Raw genomic sequence first — 19387 nt, forward strand, 5'->3', positions numbered from 1 at the left:
GCGCTACCGAGACGGGCTGAAGTGACGCAGCCGCAGGCTGTTGCTGACCACGAAGACTGAGCTGAAAGCCATTGCCGCGCCCGCGATCATCGGGTTGAGCAAGCCCGCCGCGGCCAGCGGCAGCGCCGCGACGTTGTAGGCGAACGCCCAGAACAGGTTGGTTTTGATCGTCGCCAACGTCTTGCGGGACAGCCGAATCGCGTCAGGAACGGCACGCAGGTCGTCGCGTACCAGCGTCAGATCGCTGGCTTCGATCGCGACGTCTGTGCCGCTGCCCATCGCCAGGCCCAGATCGGCCTGCGCCAGCGCCGCGGCGTCGTTGACGCCGTCGCCGACCATCGCCACGACCTTGCCCTCGGACTGCAGTCGCTTGACCGCCTCGACCTTCTCCTCCGGCAGCACCTCGGAGATGACGTCGTCGATGCCGACCTGCCGTGCCACCGTCCTGGCCGCCGCCCGGTTGTCACCGGTCACCATGATCGGGGTCAGTCCCAGCGCGCGCAGTTGCGCGACGGCGTCGGCCGACGTGGGCTTGATCGCGTCGGCCACCACCAGCACGCCGCGCGCGGTTCCGTCCCAGGCGACGACGACGGCGGTGCGGCCCTCGGCTTCTGCCTGCCGCATGGCCAGTGCAAGGGGTTCGGGTAGCGGGTCGGGCACCGTCATCAACCGCTGCCTGCCGACCACCACGGCGTGCCCGTCGACCGTTCCCTGAACGCCGAGACCGCGCAAATTGGTGAAGTTCTCGGCGTCGGGCAGCTCACCGACCTTGTCGCGGGCGGCGACGGTGATCGCCTTCGCGATCGGATGCTCGGAGCTGTTCTCCAGCGCGCCGGCCATCCGCAGCACTTGATCGGGCTCCTCACCGTCGGTGGTGATCACGTCGAGCAGCGTCATCGTCCCGGTGGTGACCGTGCCAGTCTTGTCCAAGACCACGGTGTCGACGCGACGTGTCGACTCCAACACCTCCGGGCCCCTGATCAGGATGCCCAGCTGCGCACCTCGACCGGTTCCGACCATCAGCGCCGTCGGCGTCGCCAGGCCTAGCGCACATGGACACGCGATGATCAGCACCGCCACCGCCGCGGTGAACGCGGTGGCCGTCGATTCGCCTGTGGTGAGCCAGAATCCGAGCGTCGCGAGGGCCAGGGCGATGACGATCGGCACGAACACACCCGAAATCCGGTCGGCCAGCCGCTGAGCCTGCGCCTTCTTGCTCTGCGCCTCCTCGACGAGTCGGGCGATCTGCGCCAGCGCGGTGTCGGAGCCGATCCGGTTGGCGCGCACCACGAGCCGGCCGTCGACGTTGATCGTGGCGCCGACCACCTGATCGCCGGGGGCGACGTCCACCGGCACGGACTCGCCGGTCAGCATCGACGCGTCCACCGCCGAGTGGCCGTCGACGACAACGCCGTCCGTGGCGATCTTCTCGCCAGGGCGAACCACGAACTGGTCGTCGACGGCCAATTGGTCGAGTGGAATACGTTGTTCGGCACCGTTTCTGAGCACGACGACGTCCTTGGCGCCCAACTCCAGCAGTGCACGCAGCGCGGCGCCTGCCCGACGTTTGGCGCGGGCTTCGAAGTAGCGTCCGGCCAGCACGAACGTCGTCACCCCCGCGGCCACCTCGAGATAGATGTTGCCGGAGCCGTCGGTGCGGCTGAGCGTCAGCTCGAACGGATGCGTCATCCCCGTGATACCCGCGGTGCCCCAGAACAGTGCGTAGAGCGACCACCCGAACGCCGCGAGCGTGCCCATCGAGATCAGGGTGTCCATCGTCGCCGTGCGGTGTCGGAGGTTGGCCCACGCGGCTTGATGGAACGGCCATCCCGCCCAGACCACTACCGGCGCGGCCAACGTCAACGACAACCATTGCCAGTTCGGAAACTGCAGGGCTGGCACCATCGCCATCGCGATCACCGGAACCGTGAGTGCCAGCGAGATCAGCAGTCGGCGCCGCAGCGACGCCGCGGGGTCGTCGTCCGCGGGTTCGGCAGTGGTGCCGCCGGCGGGCAGATGCGCCTGGTACCCCGCTTTTTCGACCGTGCCGACCAAGTCCTCCGGGGTAACGCCGTCGCCGAAGGTCACCCGCGCCTTCTCGGTCGCGAAGTTGACGGTCGCGGTCACGCCGTCAATCTTGTTGAGCTTTCTTTCGATCCGGTTCGCGCACGACGCACACGTCATGCCCTCGATCGACAGCTCGATGGTCGACATGTCAGCTGGCCAGCTGGTAGCCGGCTTCTTCCACCGCGGTCTGGATCACGGCGGGGTCCACCGGGTGCTCGCTGTCGATGGTCACCGCACCGCTGGAGACGTCGACCTGGACGGCCCGGACACCCGGGATCTCGCCGATCTCCTCACGTACCGACGCAGCGCAGTGGGCGCAGGTCATTCCCGTGACGGTGATTGTCGTCGTGGTCATGCCAACCAGCGTACTAATACCCCCATGGGGTATGCAAACCGGGTCGGAAGCCCGGCACTCCGGCGTCCGTGGCAGCATCTGCGGTCATGCGTGTCCTCGTGCAACGTGTGCTCTCGGCCGCGGTGAGGGTCGACGGCGAGGTGGTCGGGGCCGTCATGCGACCCGATGGCCAGAGCCTGCTCGCCCTCGTCGGGGTGACCCACGACGACGACGAGGCCAAGGCGCAGCGCCTCGCCGAAAAGCTTTGGCAACTACGCATTCTCGACGATGAGAAATCGGCGTCCGATGTCGGGGCGCCGATCCTGGTCGTCAGCCAGTTCACTCTCTACGCCAACACCGCCAAAGGGCGTCGGCCCGCGTGGAACGCCGCAGCACCCCGCCCCGTCGCCGAGCCGCTGGTGGATGCGTTCGCCGACGCCTTGCGGAAGCTGGGCGCCGAGGTGGCGACCGGGGTGTTCGGCGCGCACATGCACGTCGAACTCGTCAACGATGGTCCGGTCACCCTGCTGTTGGAGCTGTGATTACGGGGTTGAGGTGACCGCGGAGCCCTCGGAGGGCTGCACGATCACGAAACCCGGCCCGTAGAACGACACCTGAACGGCCTCACCGGAGCCGCGGCCGATCAGCGCCCCCGCCTTGAAGCTCATCTTCAGCTGCGTCTGCAGGTTTGCCGACCACGCCACCACCGCGTTGGTGTCGGCGAACGTGGGCGCCTCGGCGGCGTTGAGCACCACCGGCGGGCCGTCGGTCGTCAGCGCCACCCACCCGGTACCGCGCAGCGTGGTGTTGAACAGCCCGCCCGTGGCGATGCTGCCGCCTTTGACCCGTTCGATGTTCCAGTCCAGGCTCGACGAGAACGCCAGCACGTTCTTGCCGCTGATCGACAGGCCGGCGTTGGTGAGGTTGAGCAGGTGCACGTCGGCGGCCCGGTCGGCGAGGAAGACGTCGCCCTGGCCTCCGCAGCGCATCAGCGGCAGACCCTCGCCCGTCAGCGCCTTCTTGAGAAACTTCGATGCCCCGCCGCCTTCGAACGCGAACTCCACATTGCCCTGGTACGCGACCATGGAGCCCTGTCTGGCCAGGAACGGCTCGCCGAGGCGTACCCGCAGCATCTTGGTGTTCTGGTTCGCGATCGCCTTGGCCTCTTTCTCGCTGAACCGACCGTCGACCAGCTCGCCTGTGATGCCCTCGAACCCGTCGCCGACCGCAGCGGCGGCGGGCGCGGGTTGCGGCGGTGGTTGGCTCGGCGGCGCGCCGCCCAACGGCGCCCGGCCGACCTGACCCTGATGCGACACCTGGTCGGTCCAGCGCTGGCCGTCCCACCAGCGGTATTCGAAACGGCCTTCGGGATCGGGTCGCCAGCTTCCCGGGTTTGGTCCTGTCATGGCAACAAACTAGGGCAACCACCCGGCGCGCACTGGCATCCTGGGCACATGGCGAAGGAAATCGACCGGACACGCGCGCGGGGTGCCCTGGCGGTGATCAAGCAGCACCCGCTGATGGTGCTGTTCGCGGTGTCACCGGTGCTCATCGCGCTGGGCCTGGTGTGGTGGCTGGTCAGCCCGGGCCTGGCGATCCTGTTGTTGGTCGCGGCGGTGGTCGGGGGCGGCGCCGTCGTGCTGCGCAAACGCAACTAGGTCTGGGCGCCGAGCGTGAAGCGGGGGCGGTTCATCTGCCCGCCGAACGACCATCACTGCTACCTCGGCGTTAAGCCGACGGCTGAAGCCGTTCCATCAGCGGTGTAACGGTGTAATCATGTAATCATGAGGCACCATCTCCACGGCCGTCGACGCCCCGGCGGCTGGCAACAGACACAGCAGCCCGACGCGAGCGACGCCGCCGACTGGTTCGCCGGTCGCCTACCCGAGGCCTGGTTCGACGGCGACCCGACCGTCATCGTCGACCGTGAAGAAATCACCGTCATCGGTCGGCTGCCCGCACCGGAGGGCTCCGACACCCCGGAGAGCCAGGCCCACGCCTCCGGCCGGGTCGCGCGGTTCCGGGAGGAAACGCGAGCGGAGCGCATGCGCATCGCCGACGAGGCCGAGGCGCGCTACGGGCGCAAGGTGGCCTGGGGAGTCGACGTCGGCTCCGACGGCAACACCGAGCGGATCATGTTCACCCACCTCGCCGTGCCGGTGATGACCCGGCTGCGGCAGCCGGAACGCCAGGTGCTCGACACGCTGGTCGACGCGGGGGTGGCGCGGTCTCGATCGGATGCGCTGGCGTGGTCGGTCCGGCTCGTCGGCGAGCACACCGAGGAATGGTTGAGCAAGCTGCGCGAGGCCTTGCGCAACGTCGATGACCTACGCGCCGAAGGCCCGCAACTCTAAACCCGTTCGATTCCCACGTAGGACGAACTCAACGGCGCGGTCTGCGACAGCGGGTCGACCGAGCCGCCTTCGATGAGCAGGTTGCGGTTCACCCCGTAGGACACCGGTTCGGCACCGCCGCGCGGATCGAAAACGCGTGAGCCCCAACCATGGTCGACGATCACCACCCCTTGCCGCGGGGCGTCGTCCACCACCGCCTTGAGTTCGATCGCGCCGACCGGCGAGAACACCCGCACCAGATCACCCTCGCTGACGCCCAGATCCGCGGCGTCCTTGGGATGGATGACAACGTCGTTGCCCTTACCTCCCGGATGTAGGCCGGGCAGATCGTTGAGCCACGAGTTCATCGAATGCCTGCGCCGCCGGTTGGCCAGCTGGAACGGATAGCCCAGGGGGGCCGCCGGGTGCGGTTGGGTCAGCAATTCTCGGGCCCGCTCGACGAATTCCGGTGGTGCGGCATGGACCTTCTTGTCGTCGGTGCGCAGCGCATTCCTGAAGTGGCCGAACTCCCTTGGGCCCAACACCATCCCATGCGGATGCGAGATGACGTCGCGCCATTTGATCCTGCGGCCGTTGAACTTGCGTCCCGTCGCCACCACCAGCCGGTCGATCCAGTGCGGGCCGAACTCCAGCGTCGGCCTCCGGGTGATCCGGGCCAGCCTGCGGGTGGCCTTGATGAACCCGTTGAGTCCCTTGGCGCGAAACAGCGGTGTGTTCATGGCGATCGCGAGATCGGTGAAGATCCGCCACTCCTCGCGCGCCCCCGGCGGAGGTTCCACGGCCCTGGCGCCGTACTGCAGGTAAGGCTCGTCGTGCATGTTGCTGGTGAACGCCAACAGGTCGTCGCGCTCGAGCCAGTGCACGGCGGGCAGCAACCAGTGCGCATGCCGATGGCTCTCACGCTGAACGAAATCGATGGCCACCAACAAGTCCAGCTGCGCCAGCGCGTTGTCCAACCGTGTCCCGTCCGGCCCGGACACCACCGGGTTGCCGCAATTGATCACCAGCGCGCGAATCTGACCGCGACCGGGAGTCGTTATCTCGTCGGGCAATTCGGACAACGCGTGGGCACCGGCGACCATCTCGCGTCCGAGCAGCCGGCTGCGGTGCGGCTTGGCCTTCACCATGCCGGCCATCCGGATGGCGTCGACGTAGCCCGGCTCGTACCTGCGGCCGCCGGGCCGGTCCATCCGCCCGGTGATCACGTTGAGCACGTGGCCGAGCCACTCGGCGACGGTGCCGGTGAGGTGCATCGACACCCCGGTGCGGGTCACCACCATCGCCCGCTTGGCGGCGGCGAACTCCCGGGCCACCTGCTCGATCAGCTTCCGGGGGAGATCGCAGCGCGCGGCGAGGTCGCCGAGATCCGCGTCGGCGACCAGCGCACGCAAATCCTCTACCCCCGTGGCGAGTTCGGCGCAGTCCTGGTGATGCTCGAGCCCCTCGTCGAGGATGACCTTGACCATCGCCAGCAGCAGCGCCCAGTCCTGGCCGGGCCGCACCGCCAGATGCAGGTCGGCTTTCTCGGCGCTCTCGGTGCGCAACGGGTCGACGATCACGATCTTGGCGCCCTGCCGCTGCCGCGCCAACGCGCGCCGCCATCCGCCGGGCACGGTCTCCAGCCAGTTCCACGCACTCACCGCCGGGTTGGTGCCGACCAGCAGGAAGTAGTCGCAGTTGTCGATATCGGACACCGGTGCCATCAACAGCGACCCGTACATCGCCGAGGCCACCACGTGCATGGCGTTCTGGTCGATCGAGCCAACGAAGTAGCGGCTGTGCGTGCCGATCGCATCCAGCCAACCGTTCATGAAGATGACGTTGGACGACGAGAATCCCGCCGGGTTGCCGTAGTAGATGCCGACGGCGTCGGGGCCGCCGGCCTCGATGAGCGCGGTCATCCTGTCGGCGATGTCGCTGATCGCCTCGTCCCAGGTGGCCTCGACGTATCTGTCGCCGACGCGGCGCATCGGGTGCAGGATGCGCCGCGGATGTTCGACGAGTTCGTTCGCGGTGCGGCCCTTGGCACAGAAGTCCTGCCACGAATGCGGGTTCTGTTTGTCCGGGGCGATCTTGGTGACCCGGTTGCCGTCCACCGTCACTTCCAGGCCACACGCGGCCAGGCAGTAGCGGCAGAAGGTGTACACCGTTTCGCTCATGCTGATATCCTGCCGGACTTCTCCCGCGAGCAGACGTGAAAACCCCTAAAATCGGCTGTTTTTGGGGGTTTTCACGCCTGCTCGCGCACCTCCCGCGCGCTAGACCTGCGTCATCGCCCAATAAGCGCCACGCTTAGCCAGCAGCTCGGTATGGCTGCCGCGCTCGACGATCCGGCCCGCTTCCATCACCACGATCTGGTCGGCGTCACGGATCGTCGAGAGCCGGTGGGCGATAATGAAACTCGTTCGGTCACGACGCAACTCGGCCATCGCCTGCTGAATCAACAGCTCGGTGCGGGTGTCCACGGAACTGGTCGCCTCGTCGAGCACGAGCAGTCGCGGTTGCGCCAGCACCGCCCTGGCGATGGTGATGAGCTGCTTCTCGCCCGCGCTGAGGTTGCCGCCGTCGTCGCTGACCCGGGTCTGATACCCCGCGGGCAGCGTATGCACGAACCTGTCGACATAGGCGGCTTTGGCGGCCGCGATCACCTCGTCCTCGCCGGCGTCGGGCCGACCGTAGGCGATGTTTTCGTAGATGGTGCCGTTGAACAGCCAGGTGTCCTGCAGCACCATGCCGATCCGGGACCGCAGCGCGGCCCTGCTCACCGTCGCGATGTCCACTCCGTCGACGAGGATGCGCCCGGAATCGACCTCGTAGAACCGCATCAACAGGTTCACCAGCGTCGTCTTGCCGGCGCCGGTCGGCCCGACGATCGCCACCGTGCTGCCCGGTTCGGCCACCAGCGAGACGTCCTCGATCACCGGGACGCCGGGACGGTAGCTGAAGCTGACGTGTTCGAACTCCACCCGGCCCGTCACGCCGCGCGAACGTTCCTTACCGCTCGAGATTTCCGCGAAATCTCGAGCGGTAAGGAACGTTCGGCCCTCGCCGTCCGTGGGCTCCTCCTCGGCGTCCAACAGGTCAAAAACCCGCTCCGCGCTGGCGATACCGGACTGCAGCGTGTTGTACATCCCCGCCACCTGGGTCAACGGCTGATTGAACTGGCGCACGTACTGGATGAACGCCTGGATGCTGCCCAGCGTGATCTGGCCGGTCGCCACTTGCAGACCGCCCACCACCGCGACCGCGACATAGCTGAGGTTGCCGATGAACGTGGTCGCCGGAGAGACCAGCCCCGAGAAGAACTGTGCGCCGATGCTGGCGTGGTACACGTCGTCGTTGAGCTCACCGAACTGTTCGGTGGCCTTGGCGCGGTGGCCGAAGGTCTTGACGATGGTGAAGCCGCTGTAGGTCTCTTCGATGTGGGCGTTCAGCCGGCCGGTGTTGGCCCACTGCGCGACGAACATCCGCTGGGATCGCCGCGCGATCGCCTTGGTGGCCCACAGCGACAACGGCACCGTGACGACGGTGAGCAACGTCAACAGTGGGGAGATGGTCAGCATCATGGCCAGCACCGCCAGCACGGTCAGCACTGAGGTCATGAGTTGGCTGATGGTCATCGACAGCGAGGTCTGGATGTTGTCGACGTCGTTGGTGACCCGACTGAGCACTTCGCCGCGTTGACGGGAGTCAAAGTAGGACAACGGCATCCGGTGCAGCTTGTTCTCGACGTCGGAACGCAGCGTCACCATCGTCCGCTGTACGGCGACGTTGAGCAGCCGGAACTGCAACCAAACCAAGAAGGCGGCAAGCAGGTACAGGCCGAGAGCCAACAGCAGGGTGCGGCCCACGGCGCCGAAGTCGACGCCGCGGCCAGGCACCACGTCCATGCCCGACAGCAGGTCGGCGAACGTGTTGTCGCCGCGGGCGCGGGCGGCGTCGATGGCCTGCTGCTTGGTCAGGCCCGCGGGCAGTTGACGTCCGATCACCCCGTTGAACAACAAGTCGGTGGCGTGCCCGAGGATCCGCGGCCCGATCACGCTGATCGCGATGCCGCCCACGCCCAGCAGGATCACCGAAACAGCCAGTGCGCGTTGCGGGGTCAGCCGCTTGACCAACCGCACGGCCGAACCCGTGAAGTCGCGGGACCGCTCGGTCGGGGCCTGCACCACACCCCGGATCGGTCGCGCCATCGGCCCGCTCATCGCGAACCCCCGACGCCGGCGCCCAGCGATTGGGAGTCGGCGAACTCCGCGTATTCGGCGCACTGCGCCAACAGCGCCTCGTGGGTGCCCAGACCGACGACGCGGCCGTCGTCGACGACGACGATCTGATCCGCCTGTGCGATGGTCGAGATCCGCTGCGACACAAGGAGCACCGTCGCATCGACCGCCACCTCACGCAGCGCGCTCCGCACCCGCAGGTCGGTGTGCACGTCGAGTGCCGAGAACGCGTCGTCGAACAGGTAGATCGCGGGTCGACGGATGACCGCACGGGCGATGGCCAAGCGTTGCCGCTGACCACCGGAGAAGTTGATGCCACCCTGGGCGACCCGCATCGCCAACCCGTCGGGATGGGCACGCACGAAGTCGTCGGCGGCCGCCACCCGCAGCGCCTCCCACATCTCGTCCTCGGTGGCAGTATGCCCAGGGCGCGCGCCCAACTGCAGGTTGTCGGCCACCGTTCCGGAGAACAGGTAGCCACGTTGGGGCACAAGACCGATCGTCGACCACAGCTGCTCGGGGTCGTAGTCGCGGACGTCGACACCGTCGACACGCACCGAACCCGCCGTCACGTCGTACAGCCGGCAGATCAACGCCAGCAGCGTCGACTTGCCCGACCCCGTCGATCCGACCACGGCCGTCGTCGTTCCTGGTCGCGCCGTCAACGAAACATCCTGCAGCACCGGGCGTTCCGCCCCGGGATACTGGAAAGTCGCGGCCCGCAGCTCGATCTCCCCGTCGATCGTCGTCCGTCGCACCGGATGTGTCGGGCTGGTGATCTGCGGCTGGGTGGACAACACCTCGCCGATCCGCTCGGCGCACACCGAGGCGCGCGGAATGATGACGAGGATGAACGTCGCCAACAGCACCGCCATGAGGATCTGCATGAAGTAGGACAGGAACGCGATCAGAGCGCCGACCTGCATCTGCCCCGCGTCGATGCGCAGACCACCGAACCAGATCAACGCCACGCTGGAGACGTTGATCACCAGCGTCGTCACCGGCAGCATCAGCGCCTGCCAGCGGCCCGCGTCCAAGGCGGTGTCGGCCAGCGCGTGGTTGGCCTCGGCGAAGCGGTTGCGCTCGAAGCCTTCCCGCGCGAACGCGCGGATCACCCGGATACCGGCGAGCTGGTCACGCATCACCCGGTTGATGCCGTCGATCTGCCGCTGGATGCGCCGGAAGATCGGCAGCAGACGCGACACGATCCAGTAGTTGGCCAGGGCCAAGACCGGCACCGCGACCGCCAGCAGCCACGACAGCCCGACGTCCATGTGCATCGCCATGACGATGCCGCCGACCGACATGATCGGCGCGGTGATCAGCATCGTGCAGGTCAGTTGCACAAGCACCTGGATCTGCTGGACGTCGTTGGTGGTGCGGGTCAACAGCGACGCCGCGCCGAAGCGCGCGGTCTCCTCGGCCGAGAAGCCGGTCACGTGGTGAAACATCGCCGAGCGCAGGTCGCGGCCGAACCCCATGCCCGCCCGCGAGCCGAAGAACACCGCGCCCACCGCGCAGAGCACCTGCAGGGCGGTGACGGCCAGCATCACCCCGCCCAGTTCGACGATGGTGCCCAGATCGCCCTTGGCCACCCCGTCGTCGATGATGGCCGCGTTGACGGTGGGCAGGTACAGCGAGGCCAGCGTGCTGATCAGCTGGAGCAGCGCGACGACAGCCAGCAGCCCGCGGTAGGGCCGCGCATACTGCCGCAGCAGCGCCCACAACATCCCGCTACTCTCGCACACCGGCCACCGCCGGCGTCCGTTGCGAAACACCTGGAAACCCGATAACGGCGCAGGTCAATGGGGACGTCGGTGGTTGACCTCATGAGCTGCCGCTACAGTGCATGACGTGACCCCCACCACGCGCGCAACTTTCCTGCGGCTTGCGGTGGCGGCTGCGGTCCTCAGCCCGCTGGTTGCCGCATGCTCGGATTCGGAGCCGACCAACCCCGAGGTGCCACAGACCACGGCGCCGACGCAGAACGTCTCACACGGGCCCTTCTTCCCGCAGTGCGGCGGCGTCAGCGACGAGGAGATCACCGCGCAGACCCGCGTGCCCGGCCTGGTCAACACCGCCAAGACGTCGGTGGGCTGCCAGTGGTTGGCCGGCGGCAGCATCCTCGGGCCGCACTTCTCGTTCACCTGGTTTCGCGGCAGCCCGATCGGCCGCGAGCGCAAGACCGAGGAACTCACGCGAGCAAGCGTGGAGGACATCAACATCGAGGGTTACGACGGGTTCATCGCGGTGGGCGAGGACCCGATACTGGGCAACAACCTCTGCGAGATCGGCATCCAGTTCGATGACGACTTCATCGAGTGGTCGGTCAGCTACGTGCAGAAGCCGTTTCCCGATCCGTGCGATGTCGCCAAGGAACTGACCCGCCAATCGATTGTGAACTCCGAATGACACGCAGCCCATTCCGTCGCGCCGCGGCCGCCGCAATCGTGGCGCTGGCCGGGTTCTCGTTGCTGACCGGGTGCACACAGACTGTCGAGGGCACCGCCGCCAAGTCCGGTTCGGGCGACGTGCCCAGGAACGACGATTCCGAGCGGCAGTACCCCAACCTGCTCAAGGAGTGCGACGTGCTGACCGAGGACATCCTCGCGGAGACCGTCGGCGCCGATCCGCTCGACATCCAGAGCACCTTCGTCGGCGCGGTGTGCCGCTGGCAGGCCGCCAACCCGTCCGGGCTGGTCGACATCACCCGGTTCTGGTTCGAGCAGGGCAACCTGGACAACGAACGTCAGACGGCGCAACGGCTCGGCTACCAGATCGAGGACCGGCGGGTGGCCGGCATCCAGTCGATCGTGATGCGCCCGGATGATCCCAACGGCGCGTGCGGGGTGGCCAGCGACGCGGCGGGCGTGGTCGGGTGGTGGGTCAACCCGCAGTCACCGGGCATCAACGCCTGCGAGATGGCGCTGAAGCTGATGGAGCTGACGCTGGCGACCCGCGCCTGATCGGCGATCTGTGTGCGTTTGTTGCGGTGAGCGCGCCGAACGCACACAAGCCGCTAGCGCGGGACGTGGAAGGTCACCAGCGTCGCGCCACCGAGCGCCAAGTCGGGCCACGGCCGACGCGTGTTCAGCACCGCGATCGCCGACGTCGGGAACTTGATGGAGATCTGCTCGGCCGCATCGCTGTTGCCGCTGTCGTCGTCGGCCAAGCCCAGCGCGACAGAGGAGATCGCAGGCTCGTGCCCGACCACCAGCAGGGTGCGCACCTCTGAGGGGAAGCGCGACGACGTCCGGTTGATCTCGTCGAGCACGGTGCCGGGCGTCGCTTCGTAGAGCCGGTCGACGTACTCGACGGGCGCCTCGATGCCGGTGCGCTGCAGCGTCTGGCGGGTGCGGACGGCCGTCGAACACAGCACCGCGTCCACCGCGGGTGCGTGTGCGCGCAACCAGTCGCCGGCCAGCGCCGCCTCCCGCACTCCCCGCGGTGCCAGCGGCCGCTGGTGGTCGGCGACCCCCGGCGGGTAGTCCGACTTGCCGTGGCGAAGCAAGAGCAGCGTGCGGGAGGAGTCGCTCACGGTGTCACCGTAGGGCACCCGGCGTCATGGCGCGCCGCGCCTCACCGAACTTGTCGGCGCCCGGTCATACACTCGCGATGCCCGGGAAAGGAACGAGCAGAAGGGGGCCGGGATGCGTTTCCTGCACACCGCCGACTGGCAGCTCGGCATGACCCGCTACTTCCTCAACGGCGAGGCACAGCCCCGGTATTCGGCCGCCCGCCGTGACGCGGTGGCCGGTCTCAAACAGGTGGCTGCCGACAGCGACGCGGAATTCGTGGTGGTCGCCGGGGATGTGTTCGAGCACAACCAACTCGCGCCTCGGGATGTCAGCCAGTCGCTGGAAGCCATGCGCGCCATCGGTATTCCGGTGTACCTGCTGCCGGGCAACCACGACCCACTGGACGCGTCGTCGGTGTACACCAGCGCCCTGTTCACCGCCGAACGCCCGGACAATGTCACGGTTCTGGACCGCGCGGGTGTGCACGACATAAGGCCCGGCCTGCAGCTGGTGGCGGCGCCCTGGACCTCCAAAGCGCCGCTGGCCGATCCCGTCGCCGACGTGCTCGCAGACCTGCCCGCCGACGGGGCGACCAGAATCGTCGTCGGGCACGGTGGAGTGGACATCTTCGTGCCCGACAAGGACCGCCCGTCCCTGATCCGGCTGGCCGCGTTGGAGCAGGCCGTCAACCGTGGGGCCGTGCACTATGTGGCGTTGGGCGACAAGCACTCTCGCATGCAGGTCGGTTCCACCGGCCGGATCTGGTACTCGGGGTCACCGGAGGTCACCAACTACGACGACATCGAACCCGATCCCGGGCATGTGCTGGTGGTCGAGGTCGACGAGGACGACCCGGCGCGTCCGGTCCGCGTCGAACCGCACAAGGTGGGCCGCTGGCGGTTCGTGACGTTGCGCCGTTCGGTGGACAGCAACCGCGACGTCGCCGACCTCGACATCAACCTCGACCTGATGCCGGACAAGGACCGCACCGTGGTGCGGCTCGTGTTGACCGGATCGCTGACGGTCACCGACAAGGCCGCTCTCGACGCCTGCCTGGACAAGTACGCCCGGCTGTTCGCGGCGTTGCGGGTGGACGAAAAGCAGTCCGACATCGCGGTGGTGCCCGCCGACGGGGAGTTCGACGACCTCGGCATCGGCGGGTTCGCGGCGTCCGCGGTCGACGAGTTGGTCACCGCGGCGCGCGCCGACGGCGACGACGCCGATGACGCGCGCGCGGCGTTGGCGCTGCTGCTGCGTCTGGCCGACAGGGGGGTGGCATGAAACTGCACCGGCTGGTGCTGACGAACTACCGCGGGATCACCCACCGCGAGATCGAGTTTCCCGACCGCGGCGTCGTGGTGGTCAGCGGCGCCAACGAGATCGGCAAGTCCTCGATGATCGAGGCGTTGGACCTGCTGCTGGAGGCCAAGGACCGGTCGGGCAAGAAGGAGGTCAAGCAGGTCAAGCCGACGCACGCCGACGTCGGCGCCGAGATCACCGCCGAAATCTCCACCGGCCCATATCGTTTCGAGTACCGCAAACGGTTCCACAAACGCTGCGAGACCGCGCTGACGATTCTGGCTCCGCACCGCGAACAACTCACCGGCGATGAAGCGCACGAGAGGGTGCGGGCCATCTTGGAGGAGACCGTCGACACCGGGCTGTGGCAGGCGCACCGTGTGCTGCAGTCGACGTCGACGGCGGCCGTGGATCTCTCGGGCTGCGACGCGCTGTCGCGGGCGCTGGACGTGGCCGCCGGTGAGGCGCAATCCGACGCCGCGCAGGCCCAGACGGGCACCGATGCGCTGCTGATCGACCGGATCGAGGCGGAGTACCTGCGCTATTTCACCCGCACCGGCAGGCCCACCGGCGAGTGGGCGGCGGCGACCAGCCGGCTGCGCGCCGCCGAGGAGGCGCTGGCGCGGTCGGCGGCCGCGGTCGCGGAGGTCGACGACGCGGTGCGCCGCCATGCGGAGCTGACCGACAACCTCGGGCAGGTCGCGGCGACACGCGCCGAGGCCTCGAAGCGGCTCGCGGCGGCGCAGGAGGCCGCGGAAACCGTCGCGGAGCTCACGCGCCAACTCAAGGAAGCCGAGCTGGTCGCCGCGGCCGCCGAGGCCGGGCACCAGGCCGCGGTCGCCGCGGTCACGGAACGACGACGGCTGCGCGCCGACATCGACGAGCGGGCCGCCGCGATCGCCGAACTGCAGGCCTCGGTCACCGAGGCCGCCGACGAGCACGACACCGCAGCGGAGGTGGCGCAAGCCGCGCAGCGGGCTGCCGAAGAGGCCAGGACCGCGCTGGAGACCAGCCGGGAACGCGTCGAGGGCGCCAGGCAGATCGCGCAACGGCTGGCCGATCGCGACGAGGCGGATCGGCTCGCGGCCCGGTTGGCCAAGATCGACGCGGCCCACCGCGACCTCGGGCGGGTGTACACCGAACTCGCAGAGATCTCACTGACCGACGAGCACATGCGGGCGATCGAGGCCGCCGAGGGCGCGGTGGAACGGGCGGCGGCGCAGGCCGAGCTGATGTCGGCGCGGGTGGAGCTCACGGCGGTCGGCGATATCGAGGTGCGTGTCGACGGTGAAGCGGTCGGGTTGCGGGCCGGTGAGACGTGGTCGTCGTCGTTCGGTGCGCGGACTGACATCGAGCTGCCGGGGGTCATCACCGCGCGGGTGGTGCCCGGTGCGACAGCCGCCGAGACACGCGCGAAACTTGGTGCCGCCCAGCAAGTCCTGGCTGACGCGTTGGGTAAGGCCGGTGCCGCCGACGTCGCCGCGGCGCGGCTGCTGGATCAGCGGCGTCGAGAGCTGGCCGCCGAACGGGACCGGTTGCGCGCCACCGCGGAGGCGCTGACCGGTGAGGACACCGTCGACGAGTTGAGAGCGCGGCTCGCCGAACTCGGTGAGCCCTTCGACCTCGGCGCGAACGGTCCCCGCGACGCCGCGCAGGCCCGCGCCGAACTCGACGCCGCATCGGTCGCATATCAACAGGCCGTCGCGCAGTGCGAAACACACCGCAAGGTCGCCGAGGAAGCGGCCAAACGGCTGGGACAGCGGGCGCTGCGGGCCACGGCATTGCGTGAGAAGCTCACCACCGTCGAGGCCGAAATCACCTCGGCGCGAGCGCGATTGGCCGACCAGCGGGCGGCCGCCTCCGACGACGAGCTGACAATCAACGCCGAGACACACGGCGAAAAGGCGCGCAGGGCGGCCGCTCTGGTGACGGAGCTGGGCGAGGAGCTTGCACGCACCGCGCCCGACGTCGTCGCGGCGACCCTGCGCGACGCCGCACGGCAGGCCGACGAGTTGGCGACGCGCCACGACGAGATGGCCGACGCGCTGCGGGAGGTGTCCACCCAGCTGAAGGTGTACGGCACTCAGGGGCGCAAGGGACAACTCGACGAGGCCGAAACCGAACGCGAGCATGCCCAGGCGGAGTACGCGCGGGTGCGCCGCCGGGCGCGCGCCGCGGAACTGCTGCGTTCGGTGATCACCCGGCACCGCGACGCCACGCGGCTTCGCTACGTCGAACCGTTTCGCACCGAGGTGGAACGGTTGGGCCGCATCGTCTTCGGCGACACCTTCGAGGTCGAGATCGACAGCGCGCTGCGCATCTGCAGCCGCACACTGTCGGGCCGCACCGTGCCGTACGAGTCGTTGTCCGGCGGCGCAAAGGAGCAGTTGGGCATCGTCGCGCGGCTGGCCAGCGCGGCGTTGGTGGCCAAGGAGGACACCGTTCCGGTGGTGATCGACGACGCGTTGGGCTTCACCGACGCCGACCGGCTCGCCAAGATGGGCGCGGTGTTCAACGCGGTCGGCGGCGACGGCCAGGTGATCGTGCTGACGTGTGATGCGCAGCGGTATGCCGGCATCGCCGGCGCCGAGCACATCGAGTTGGCGGCTACGGCCTAGCGCGTCACATCGACGCCGGGCAACGACGCGGTGACTCGCGGCGGGGCACAATGAAGGCAATGGCCATGAACGCGAAGCGTCGCCGCGCCCACGACAAGCTCGCAGCGCTGCCCGGCGTGCGTGCCGTCCGCCGGCCGGTGACTTCCGGGGGCGACGACAGCTTCGACCTCTACTACGTGCGCGCCGGGCGCAAGTCGAGGCATCCGCTGCTGCTCATCCCCGGTGGTCCCGGCGCCGCCTCGGTGGCGCTGTACCGGGGGTTTCGGCGCCGCGCCGCGACGGCCGGGCTGGACGTGATCATGGTCGAGCACCGGGGCGTCGGGATGTCTCGGTACGACGACTCCGGTGTGGACCTTCCGCCCGAGGCGGTCACCATCGAGCAGGTCGTCGACGACATCGCGGCCGTGCTCGACGACGCCGGCGTCGACAAGGCCGTCGTCTACGGCACCTCCTATGGAAGCTACCTGGCCGGCGGCTTCGGTGTGCGCCATCCCGGCCGGGTGCACGGGATGGTGCTGGATTCGCCGGTGCTGTCCGCCGCCGACATCCACGCCGTGCGGGACGCGACCCGACGGCTGCTGTGGGACGGCGCCGACCCGGAGACCGCCGAGCTGGCGCCCAAGGTGCGACGGCTGGTCGACGACGGCGTCCTGACGCCGGCTGCCACGAACCTCGCCACCGCGGTCTACGGGTTCGCCGGTCCCGACCTGCTGAACCGTCAGCTGGACCTGCTGCTCGCCGGTCGGCACCTCCTGTGGTCTGCCATGGACCGGGTCAGCCGATTCGTGTTCGACCGCAAAGCGCCGTATCGCAACGAACCAGATCTGGTGGGCCGCATCGCTTACCGCGAGCTCAACTACGGCGCCGCCCCGGACGGACGGCCCCTGGATCCAGCGGTCGCCTACCGCGAAAGTTCCTCGAATGCAACTGACTTCGTCGCCGAACCCTACGATCTGGCCAACGGAATGCCGAACTTTCGCTGGCCCACCGTGGTGGTCTCCGGCGGGCGCGACCTGATCACCCCACCGGAGGTCGCCCGCCGGGTCGCCATGCTGATCCCGGATGCGGTACTGGTCACCTTGGCGACGGCCGGGCATAGCATCGTCGATCTTCGGGAGCGCGCGGCGCTCGACATCGTCGCCGCGCTCTATGCGGGCAAGGCCGGAGGACTGCCCGCCCGCTCGGCGGCGTTGGACTCCCGACCTGCCGGGCTGGGGATCCGCGCCCTGCGGTGGGGTGTCGCGGCGGCGACGACCCTGGAAGCGGCGCTGCCCCTCGGGGTCTCGCGAACCGCGCAGCACGTTACTTCATGAAGCCGATCATGGTGTAGTCGGCGTCAGCCAGACCGAATGCCCCGAAGTTCGCCAAACTGCTTCGCACAGCGATGTTTCCGGTCGACTGCGTCAACGGCAGGCTGAACACCTCTTCGAAGAGCATCTTGTCCAGCTCGTTGGCCAGCGTGCGCGCCTTGTCTGGATTCAGCTCCGAGACGGTCTCTTCGATCTTGGCGTCGATCTCGGGGCTGCTGATCCGGCCGAAGTTGCTTTCGGCATTCGTGCGGTAGATCTGGGTCAGGCTCGCCAACGGGAACGCGTCGCCGCTCCACGCGAACTGGGCGATGTCGAAGTTGCCGACCGTGACGAAGTCGGTGAAGAAGCCGGCGGCCGGCCTGACGTCGAGTTCCAGTTTCACCCCGATCTGGGCCAGGTTGTTCTGGGCGATCTGCCCGTACTGCCGGGTGCTGAGCGAATCGAAGAGCACATCGCGGATCACCAACTGGCGGCCGTCCTTCTCGCGGAACTGCCCGTTGAGCCGCCAACCCAGGGCATCGAGTTCCTGCCTGGCCTGGTCGGGGTTGAACGCGACCGCACCGCTGTTGTCCTGATATCCCTCCTGACCCGCGACGAAGATGTGGTTGTTCAGCGGCACCGGGTTGTCGGCCAACCCGCGCATGGTCACCGCGGCGATCGTGTTGCGGTCGATGCCTTTGGCGATGGCCCGGCGCAGCGCAGGGTCCTCCAGAATCTTGCCCGGGGCCCCGTTGAACGTGAAGTGGTACCAGGCCAGGCCGGGTGCGCGTCGAATGCTGACATCGGCTGTGCGCCGGGCGATCTCCATCTCGTCGAGCGTGGCCAGGCCGGTGGCGTCGATGGTGTTGTTCTGCAAGGCCGGAATGCGCGCGGCATCGTCGAGCACGAGGAAGGTGATGCGGTCCAGCGGCGGCGGCTCACCCCACCATTTCGGATTGCGTGTCAACGTGATTCGCTTCGCGCCGCGGTCGAGTTCGGAGATCATGAACGGTCCTGCCGACGGGCCCGGGCGCTCGAGCTGACCTTGGTTGAACGCTTCCGGGGTAGCCGTCGTACTCTTGGGCGACAGCACGGTGGACCCCGCGAACATGCCCTTCCAGTCGGCCCACGGCTCGGCGAAGGTGATCACCGCCTGTCGGTCGTCGACGCCGCGTTCCACCGAGGCGACGCGGTCACTGCCGTTGGTGGCGGCGATGGCGTACTGGTTGTTCTTGCCGCTGGTGGCCTCGATCTGGGCTTTGAGGTCTTCCCAGGTGATCGGTGTGCCGTCGCTCCACACCGCCTCGGGGTTGATCGTGTAGGTGACGACCTGGGGGTCGGTGCTCGTCAACTCGACGCTGGTGAAGTAGTCGGTGTTCACGCTCGCGGATCCGTCGGCGGCGATCTGAAACGCGCGCGGCATCGTCGGGCGCATCAGCGAGGCGACGTCGCCGGTGTTGCCGTCGATGTGCAACGGGTTGAAGTTCGGCGGGAAGTCGTTCAACGCCAGCCGCAGGTTGCCGCCTTCGCGCAGGTTCTCCCGCGGTTGCGGGTTGATGTCGTTGGTGGCGCCGACTTCTGCTGCCCCGCCGGCCGACGGGGCTTCGTCGTTGCCGCCGGAACAGCCAGACAGCACCAGCACGGTTGCCAGGGTCGCGGCAGCGAAGCGTCCGATCTTCATGCCG

At 68.3% G+C, this 19387-nt stretch carries 16 protein-coding genes; 8 read left to right on the forward strand and 8 right to left on the reverse strand.

Going from position 1 to position 19387, the window contains the following annotated elements; translation table 11 throughout:
• Positions 1–3 precede the first annotated feature (3 nt).
• Positions 4–2214, reverse strand: a complete 2211-nt coding sequence (locus G6N28_RS18300; RefSeq protein ID WP_163902706.1) for a heavy metal translocating P-type ATPase — start codon at positions 2212–2214, stop codon at positions 4–6.
• A gap of 1 nt (position 2215) precedes the next feature.
• Complete coding sequence (locus G6N28_RS18305) at positions 2216–2422, reverse strand: heavy-metal-associated domain-containing protein (RefSeq protein WP_163902708.1); 207 nt, start codon at positions 2420–2422, stop codon at positions 2216–2218.
• 86 nt (positions 2423–2508) lie between these two features.
• On the opposite strand from G6N28_RS18305, the gene dtd reads away from it, so the two are divergent.
• On the forward strand, positions 2509–2943 hold the full coding sequence (dtd, locus tag G6N28_RS18310; protein ID WP_163902710.1) for a D-aminoacyl-tRNA deacylase: 435 nt from the start codon (positions 2509–2511) through the stop codon (positions 2941–2943).
• Here dtd and G6N28_RS18315 read toward each other — a convergent pair whose 3' ends face one another.
• The gene (locus tag G6N28_RS18315) at positions 2944–3807 is read right to left on the reverse strand and encodes an AIM24 family protein (RefSeq protein WP_163902712.1); all 864 of its coding nucleotides are present in this window, start codon (positions 3805–3807) and stop codon (positions 2944–2946) included.
• Positions 3808–3855: 48 nt separating this feature from the next.
• Between G6N28_RS18315 and G6N28_RS18320 the strand changes: the two genes are divergently transcribed.
• Positions 3856–4059, forward strand: a complete 204-nt coding sequence (locus tag G6N28_RS18320) for a hypothetical protein (RefSeq protein ID WP_163902714.1) — start codon at positions 3856–3858, stop codon at positions 4057–4059.
• A 126-nt stretch (positions 4060–4185) separates the two neighbouring features.
• Positions 4186–4755 (forward strand): ATP-binding transcription factor AbmR, encoded by a 570-nt coding sequence (locus tag G6N28_RS18325; RefSeq protein WP_163902716.1) that lies wholly within the window; start codon positions 4186–4188, stop codon positions 4753–4755.
• On the opposite strand, the gene G6N28_RS18330 is transcribed toward G6N28_RS18325, so the two are convergent.
• The 3 genes from G6N28_RS18330 to G6N28_RS18340 form a co-directional block, all read right to left on the reverse strand.
• Positions 4752–6914, reverse strand: a complete 2163-nt coding sequence (locus G6N28_RS18330) for a molybdopterin-containing oxidoreductase family protein (protein ID WP_163902718.1) — start codon at positions 6912–6914, stop codon at positions 4752–4754. The two genes, G6N28_RS18325 and G6N28_RS18330, sit on opposite strands and share 4 nt — an antisense overlap.
• A 99-nt stretch (positions 6915–7013) precedes the next feature.
• On the reverse strand, positions 7014–8960 hold the full coding sequence (locus G6N28_RS18335; RefSeq protein WP_163902720.1) for an ABC transporter ATP-binding protein: 1947 nt from the start codon (positions 8958–8960) through the stop codon (positions 7014–7016).
• Entirely contained in the window at positions 8957–10708 is a 1752-nt protein-coding gene (locus tag G6N28_RS18340) for an ABC transporter ATP-binding protein (RefSeq protein ID WP_163906386.1), read from the reverse strand. The genes G6N28_RS18335 and G6N28_RS18340 overlap by 4 nt, the downstream gene beginning before the upstream one ends.
• 115 nt (positions 10709–10823) lie before the next feature.
• On the opposite strand from G6N28_RS18340, the gene G6N28_RS18345 reads away from it, so the two are divergent.
• Positions 10824–11390, forward strand: coding sequence for a DUF3558 domain-containing protein (locus G6N28_RS18345; RefSeq protein WP_163902722.1), 567 nt, complete (start codon positions 10824–10826; stop codon positions 11388–11390).
• On the forward strand, positions 11387–11944 hold the full coding sequence (locus G6N28_RS18350) for a DUF3558 domain-containing protein (RefSeq protein ID WP_163902724.1): 558 nt from the start codon (positions 11387–11389) through the stop codon (positions 11942–11944). The genes G6N28_RS18345 and G6N28_RS18350 overlap by 4 nt, the downstream gene beginning before the upstream one ends.
• 53 nt (positions 11945–11997) lie before the next feature.
• Here the strand turns inward: G6N28_RS18350 and G6N28_RS18355 are convergent, their stop codons facing one another.
• On the reverse strand, positions 11998–12516 hold the full coding sequence (locus G6N28_RS18355; protein WP_163902727.1) for a SixA phosphatase family protein: 519 nt from the start codon (positions 12514–12516) through the stop codon (positions 11998–12000).
• 112 nt (positions 12517–12628) lie between these two features.
• Between G6N28_RS18355 and G6N28_RS18360 the strand changes: the two genes are divergently transcribed.
• Genes G6N28_RS18360 through G6N28_RS18370 form a run of 3 tightly spaced genes read left to right on the forward strand, consistent with a single transcriptional unit; the run spans position 12629 to position 17726 of the window.
• Entirely contained in the window at positions 12629–13777 is a 1149-nt protein-coding gene (locus tag G6N28_RS18360; protein WP_163902729.1) for a metallophosphoesterase family protein, read from the forward strand.
• Positions 13774–16413, forward strand: a complete 2640-nt coding sequence (locus G6N28_RS18365) for an AAA family ATPase (protein ID WP_163902731.1) — start codon at positions 13774–13776, stop codon at positions 16411–16413. Before G6N28_RS18360 ends, G6N28_RS18365 begins: the two co-directional genes overlap by 4 nt.
• 59 nt (positions 16414–16472) lie before the next feature.
• Positions 16473–17726, forward strand: coding sequence for an alpha/beta hydrolase (locus G6N28_RS18370; protein WP_163902733.1), 1254 nt, complete (start codon positions 16473–16475; stop codon positions 17724–17726).
• On the opposite strand, the gene G6N28_RS18375 is transcribed toward G6N28_RS18370, so the two are convergent.
• On the reverse strand, positions 17716–19383 hold the full coding sequence (locus G6N28_RS18375; protein WP_163902735.1) for an oligopeptide ABC transporter substrate-binding protein OppA: 1668 nt from the start codon (positions 19381–19383) through the stop codon (positions 17716–17718). The two genes, G6N28_RS18370 and G6N28_RS18375, sit on opposite strands and share 11 nt — an antisense overlap.
• Positions 19384–19387: the final 4 nt, after the last annotated feature.

The sequence above is a fragment of the Mycolicibacterium pulveris genome, from assembly GCF_010725725.1.
Taxonomy (GTDB): Bacteria; Actinomycetota; Actinomycetes; order Mycobacteriales; family Mycobacteriaceae; genus Mycobacterium; species Mycobacterium pulveris.

Bases quoted from the DNA above. Each gene is read 5' to 3' on its own strand.
- G6N28_RS18300 (WP_163902706.1), bottom strand. From the start codon at position 2,214: ATGTCGACCATCGAGCTGTCGATCGAGGGCATGACGTGTGCGTCGTGC.
- G6N28_RS18305 (WP_163902708.1), bottom strand. From the start codon at position 2,422: ATGACCACGACGACAATCACCGTCACGGGAATGACCTGCGCCCACTGC.
- dtd (WP_163902710.1), top strand. From the start codon at position 2,509: ATGCGTGTCCTCGTGCAACGTGTGCTCTCGGCCGCGGTGAGGGTCGAC.
- G6N28_RS18315 (WP_163902712.1), bottom strand. From the start codon at position 3,807: ATGACAGGACCAAACCCGGGAAGCTGGCGACCCGATCCCGAAGGCCGT.
- G6N28_RS18320 (WP_163902714.1), top strand. From the start codon at position 3,856: ATGGCGAAGGAAATCGACCGGACACGCGCGCGGGGTGCCCTGGCGGTG.
- G6N28_RS18325 (WP_163902716.1), top strand. From the start codon at position 4,186: ATGAGGCACCATCTCCACGGCCGTCGACGCCCCGGCGGCTGGCAACAG.
- G6N28_RS18330 (WP_163902718.1), bottom strand. From the start codon at position 6,914: ATGAGCGAAACGGTGTACACCTTCTGCCGCTACTGCCTGGCCGCGTGT.
- G6N28_RS18335 (WP_163902720.1), bottom strand. From the start codon at position 8,960: ATGAGCGGGCCGATGGCGCGACCGATCCGGGGTGTGGTGCAGGCCCCG.
- G6N28_RS18340 (WP_163906386.1), bottom strand. From the start codon at position 10,708: ATGTTGTGGGCGCTGCTGCGGCAGTATGCGCGGCCCTACCGCGGGCTG.
- G6N28_RS18350 (WP_163902724.1), top strand. From the start codon at position 11,387: ATGACACGCAGCCCATTCCGTCGCGCCGCGGCCGCCGCAATCGTGGCG.
- G6N28_RS18360 (WP_163902729.1), top strand. From the start codon at position 12,629: ATGCGTTTCCTGCACACCGCCGACTGGCAGCTCGGCATGACCCGCTAC.
- G6N28_RS18365 (WP_163902731.1), top strand. From the start codon at position 13,774: ATGAAACTGCACCGGCTGGTGCTGACGAACTACCGCGGGATCACCCAC.
- G6N28_RS18370 (WP_163902733.1), top strand. From the start codon at position 16,473: ATGGCCATGAACGCGAAGCGTCGCCGCGCCCACGACAAGCTCGCAGCG.
- G6N28_RS18375 (WP_163902735.1), bottom strand. From the start codon at position 19,383: ATGAAGATCGGACGCTTCGCTGCCGCGACCCTGGCAACCGTGCTGGTG.